Below are 5,427 nucleotides of genomic sequence, written 5' to 3' on the forward strand. Positions count from 1 at the left end.
GTTCTGGCCTCGGTCAGCCCCTGGCCCGCGAACTTGCGCAGGATCCGCGTCAGATAGGCGGCATCGACACGCAACTGTCTTGATATTTCGGAGGCCGCCGGGCCATTCTCCAGCCGAAAAGCACCAGCCAGGAAACCTCGCTCGCCCGCGATTTCGGCGGAAGCCGGGTTGCTGCGGTGACCCAGTTCGAACAGCACGCGCGCCTCGGTCAAAGTGAATGCACTTTGTGTCAGCGTCTCGTCGAGAAGGCCGACGGTGCGCGTGTAGAAACGATTGAAGCGCCTGATATCGGCCACCAATGCGTTGCGTTCGTCCAACATCCGCAGCCACTCCTGAGGCAGCCGTATTTTCCAAAATTAGTGGACGGAGTCAAATAAATTTCGAGCCAGAGAGCCCAGCCATTGCGCCCGCGCCCTTCCCAGGTTGCATTCCTCACGCCATGCGCCAGATTCAAAACGAGACAGGCTTTGGAGAGATTAATGGCTGATCGTCGCAGGGAAGTGCTGACGCGGGTCTACGGCAATGTGCAAGGCGTCGGCTTCAGGGCCTGGGCTCGGGATCAGGCCACGAGCCTTGGCCTTGCGGGCTGGGTCCGCAATGAGGCGGATGGGTCTGTAACGGCCCAGATCGCTGGGCTCGATGAGGCGGTCTCGACAATGATCGAGCGCCTCTGGAAAGGGCCGTCCGGGGCTTCGGTTTCCAGGGTCGACGTCGAGGACCTGGCAACACAACACGCTCTTGTCGGGTTCAGGATCATTGCCTGAGCGCGCCGCCTTGAATTAATCGAACGTTCGTTTTATTATCACTCCACAGAGGAGCTGACATGGCGCGCACGACCGGATCCGATGGCGAAAAGACCGAAGCGACCATCCGTGGGGCGGCGGTCAACCTCATCGCGCGGTTTGGCTACGAAGCAATGTCGATGCGCCAGCTTGCCGCCGAGGTCGGCGTCCAGGCGGCCGCGCTCTACCGCTATTTTCCAACCAAGGAAGAGCTTCTGTTCACGCTGATGCGCGAGCACATGGAGGGTCTGGCCACAGCATGGGAAGCAGCCCGCCCGGCGGACGCAGATTCGGCGCAACTGCTCTCGGCCTATGTGCGCAATCACATCGCCTTTCATATCGAGCGACGGCACGCCACGCATGTGTCGAACATGGAATTGCGCAGCCTGTCGCCCGAACGGCTGACGCAGATCCTGCGCATGCGCACTGCCTACGAAAAGGAACTGCGCACTATTTTACGCGATGGCGCCGAGACGGGCACCTTCAGCATCGACGACACCGGGCTGACCGCCATGGCACTGATCCAGATGATGACTGGCGTCATCGTCTGGTTTCGGCCGGGCGAGCGGCTATCGATCGCCGAAGTCACGGCGACATATCTTTCAATGACAATGCGCCTGGTTGGCGCGAGGATCGGCACCTACAGCGCCGCGCGTCCCTTCGGACGCGCAAAGGACGCTGTAGCATTTTGATTTTGCGCATGATCCCTTTCCGAAAATCAAAGTCGATTTTCGGGGTCATGCGCAGGGAGGAACGGCATGTACACGAACACACTCAGCTTCGGGCATGACGAGGAGATCGAGGCGCTGCGCGACTTGGTGCGGCGCTTCGCCCAGGACCGGATCGCTCCGATCGCCGCCGACATCGATCGCTCGAACGAATTTCCGGCGCATCTGTGGGGTGAACTCGGTGCGCTCGGCCTGCTCGGCATCACGGCCGATCCCGATTTCGGCGGCAGCGGCATGGGCTATCTCGCGCATGTGATCGCCGTCGAGGAAATCTCGCGCGCTTCGGCCTCGGTCGGCCTCTCCTATGGTGCTCATTCCAATCTCTGCGTCAACCAGATCAACCGCTGGGCGACAACGGCGCAGAAGGAAAAATTCCTGCCGCCACTGTGCTCGGGTGAGCGGGTCGGCGCGCTGGCGATGTCGGAACCCGGCGCCGGCTCGGACGTCGTCTCGCTCAAACTGCGTGCCGAAAAGCGCAACGACCGCTACGTGCTCAACGGCACCAAGATGTGGATCACCAACGGGCCTGACGCCGAGACCCTGGTCGTCTACGCCAAGACCGACCCGGACCTGAAATCGCGCGGCATCACCGCCTTCATCGTCGAGAAAGCGATGGCCGGGTTTTCCGTGGCGCAAAAGCTCGACAAGCTCGGCATGCGCGGCTCCAACACCGGCGAACTGGTTTTTTCGGATGTCGAAGTGCCGTTCGAAAACGTGCTGCATGAGGAAGGGCGCGGCGTCGAGGTGCTGATGTCGGGCCTTGACTATGAACGCACCGTGCTTGCCGGCGGCCCGATCGGCCTGATGGCGGCATGCCTCGACGTGGCGATCCCCTATGTGCATGAGCGCAAGCAGTTCGGCCAGGCGATCGGCGAGTTTCAGCTGGTGCAGGGCAAGCTGGCCGACATGTACACGGTGATGAACGCCGCGCGCGCCTATGTCTATGCCGTTGCCGCCGCCTGCGACCGCGGCCAGACGACACGCAAGGATGCCGCCGGCTGCGTGCTGTTCGCCGCCGAGAAGGCGACGCTGATGGCGCTCGACGCCATCCAGCTGCTTGGCGGCAATGGCTACATCAACGACTATCCGACCGGCCGCCTGCTGCGCGACGCCAAGCTCTACGAGATCGGCGCCGGCACCAGCGAAATCCGCCGCTGGCTGATTGGGCGCGAGATCATGGCGGAGGGGGTGTAGGTATGGCCACATTGCAAACCCAGATCTCCCCCTCCTCCGAAGCATTCCGCGCCAATGCCGAGCGCATGCGGGCGCTGGTCGCCGACATTGCGGAGAAGGCGGCCACCGTCGAGCGCGGCGGCTCGGATGAGGCGCGCGAGCGGCATGTTTCGCGCGGCAAGCTGTTGCCGCGGGAGCGCTTGGCGCAATTGCTCGACACCGGCTCGCCCTTCCTCGAGATCGGCCAGTTCGCGGCATGGTCGATGTATGGCGAGGAGATCTCTTCGGCCGGCATGATCGCCGGCATCGGCCGCGTCGAAGGCACCGAGGTCATGGTCGTCGTCAACGACGCCACGGTGAAGGGCGGCACCTATTATCCGCTGACCGTGAAGAAGCATTTGCGGGCGCAGGAGATCGCACTGCAGAACAATCTGCCCTGCATCTACCTCGTCGACAGCGGCGGCGCCAACCTGCCCAACCAGGACGAGGTGTTTCCCGACCGCGAGCATTTCGGCCGCATTTTCTACAACCAGGCCAATATGTCGGCATCAGGCATTCCGCAGATCGCCTGCGTCATGGGTTCCTGCACGGCGGGCGGAGCTTATGTGCCGGCGATGTCCGACGAGACGATCATGGTGCGCAACCAGGCGACCATTTTTCTCGGCGGACCGCCGCTGGTGAAAGCGGCGACCGGGGAGGATGTCAGCGCCGAGGATCTCGGCGGCGCCGATGTGCACACGCGGCTTTCCGGTGTTGCCGACCACTATGCGCTCGACGACGACCATGCGCTCGCCATTTGCCGACGCATCGTCAAAAACCTGAATCGGAACAAGACTGTAAGTCTGAACTTACAGAAATCGATTCCGCCGCTTCATCCGGCGGATGAACTCTACGGCATCGTGCCGACCGACCTGCGCCAGCCCTATGACGTGCGCGAGGTGATTGCGCGCATCGTCGACGGTTCCGAATTCGACGAGTTCAAGCAGAATTACGGCACCACGCTGATCACCGGCTTTGCCCATCTGCATGGCATGCCGGTCGGCATGATCGCCAACAACGGCGTGCTGTTTTCCGAAAGCGCTGTGAAGGGCGCGCACTTCATCGAGCTGTGCTGCCAGCGTAAGATCCCGCTTGTCTTCCTGCAGAACATCACCGGCTTCATGGTCGGTCGAAAATATGAAGCAGGCGGCATCGCCAAGGACGGCGCCAAGCTGGTGATGGCGGTCGCCACCGCCAGGGTGCCGAAGATGACTGTCATCATCGGCGGTTCGTTCGGCGCCGGCAATTACGGCATGTGCGGCCGCGCCTATTCGCCGCGCTTCCTGTGGATGTGGCCGAACGCCCGCATCTCGGTGATGGGCGGCGAGCAGGCGGCAACGGTGCTTGCCATGGTCAAGCGCGAAGGCATCGAGCGCAAGGGCGGAGAATGGAGCGCCGAGGAAGAGGCGAAATTCAAGAAGCCGATCCTGATGAAATACGAGCATGAGGGCCATCCGCTCTATTCGTCCGCACGCCTCTGGGACGACGGCATTATCGACCCTGCGAAGACGCGCGACGTGCTGGCGCTCAGCCTGTCCGCTGCGCTCAACGCCGAAATCGAGGACACGCGCTTTGGCGTGTTTCGGATGTGAGAATGGACGGTCAACTTCGACGGCCAAACGGCGGAACTATAGCGGCAGGCCGTTGCTGCCGTGCGAAAAGGCTGAACTGTATGGGCCAATCGATTCATCAGCATAAGCGGCTTCGATTCTCAAACAGTGAACTGGCGGCGAGGCAAAATATTCGCTACTGCTTATCCAGCATGGGGCAATGGGGACGGGCTGGAAATGAAACTGAAATATTGCCAGGGAACGGCTGCTTCGATACTTTCTGTATTTCTAATATTAACAGCGACCGACGCCGGCTCGGCGGAATCGCTCGCAGGACGCAAGGGAGACGTGCGTTTTCCGCCGACCTTGGGTTCGGGCGAATGCAACGTTGCTTACAAGGGTTATGTCGCGGCGAGCGGTCATTCGGCCTACGCTACAACCTTTTATTCGCGTGTCGTCGACCTCTACATTGTCTGCGGGACGAAGCTCAACGCGCCGTCCCAGAAGGCGGCGGAAGAGACGGCGCTGCGCAATTGCCAAGCCGGCTTGACACGGTGGAAGCTCAAGACCGCGAGTGGCGGCTGCGCAATCTCGTCATCGAAATAAGCAACCAGCCGAGACTTTTTTGCGAATGGGGGAAGCAGTATGAAATCCTGGACCTGCAAAGGAGCAGCCACCTCTATAGTGGCAGGCTTGCTGATCGTGGCGGCCCCCACCGCCGCCATGGCCGGATCGCTGGCAGGCAGCAAGGGCGACGTGCGCTACCCAGTGACCATTCCTATAGGAACCACCGGGGGCTGCGGGAAGGCTTACGCAGCGTATCTCGCAGCCGCAGGCCATTCGGCTTTCGCGGCGACGCCAATCGTTCCGGCGACCGAGTACTTCGTTTGCGGCGTGAAGCTGAATGCATCGTCGCAGAAGGCGGCTGCGGAACTGGCACTGAAATCCTGTCAGGCCAGCAAAAGCAAATACAAGGTTACCGTTGCCGGCGCCTGCAGCATCGCCGCGTCCAAATAGGCCGGAAAACGCCCGGTTTTTCTCGTTGGGTAAGACAAGATGAAATCCACGAATTCCAGGCGAACAGCCATGGCGATATTGGCCGGATTGCTGACGGTCGCCGCGTGCGGCGCGGGCATGGCCGGCTCACTCACTGGA

General features: G+C 61.6%; 6 protein-coding genes and 1 pseudogene. 5 read left to right on the plus strand and 2 right to left on the minus strand.

Features of this window, described 5'->3' with window-relative positions; genetic code table 11:
- Window positions 1-320: pseudogene (locus tag EOD15_RS27550) on the minus strand (MarR family transcriptional regulator); the annotation flags it as partial.
- 159 nt (window positions 321-479) lie between these two features.
- Here EOD15_RS27550 and EOD15_RS27555 point away from each other — a divergent pair.
- From EOD15_RS27555 to EOD15_RS27575, 5 genes are all read left to right on the plus strand, one after another.
- The gene (locus tag EOD15_RS27555; RefSeq protein WP_127321261.1) at window positions 480-764 is read left to right on the plus strand and encodes an acylphosphatase; all 285 of its coding nucleotides are present in this window, start codon (window positions 480-482) and stop codon (window positions 762-764) included.
- Window positions 765-823: 59 nt separating this feature from the next.
- Complete coding sequence (locus tag EOD15_RS27560) at window positions 824-1,474, plus strand: TetR/AcrR family transcriptional regulator (protein WP_127321262.1); 651 nt, start codon at window positions 824-826, stop codon at window positions 1,472-1,474.
- A gap of 66 nt (window positions 1,475-1,540) precedes the next feature.
- On the plus strand, window positions 1,541-2,704 hold the full coding sequence (locus tag EOD15_RS27565) for an isovaleryl-CoA dehydrogenase (RefSeq protein ID WP_127327219.1): 1,164 nt from the start codon (window positions 1,541-1,543) through the stop codon (window positions 2,702-2,704).
- A 2-nt stretch (window positions 2,705-2,706) separates the two neighbouring features.
- On the plus strand, window positions 2,707-4,314 hold the full coding sequence (locus EOD15_RS27570) for a carboxyl transferase domain-containing protein (RefSeq protein WP_127322447.1): 1,608 nt from the start codon (window positions 2,707-2,709) through the stop codon (window positions 4,312-4,314).
- A 195-nt stretch (window positions 4,315-4,509) separates the two neighbouring features.
- Window positions 4,510-4,878: a hypothetical protein gene (locus EOD15_RS27575; protein ID WP_127269365.1), complete on the plus strand. Its 369-nt coding sequence runs from the start codon at window positions 4,510-4,512 to the stop codon at window positions 4,876-4,878.
- A 344-nt stretch (window positions 4,879-5,222) separates the two neighbouring features.
- On the opposite strand, the gene EOD15_RS36330 is transcribed toward EOD15_RS27575, so the two are convergent.
- On the minus strand, window positions 5,223-5,427 hold a 205-nt coding region (locus tag EOD15_RS36330), incomplete at its 5' end, for a hypothetical protein (protein ID WP_210212207.1).

Source organism: Mesorhizobium sp. M7A.T.Ca.US.000.02.2.1 (assembly GCF_003996995.1).
GTDB lineage: Bacteria > Pseudomonadota > Alphaproteobacteria > Rhizobiales > Rhizobiaceae > Mesorhizobium.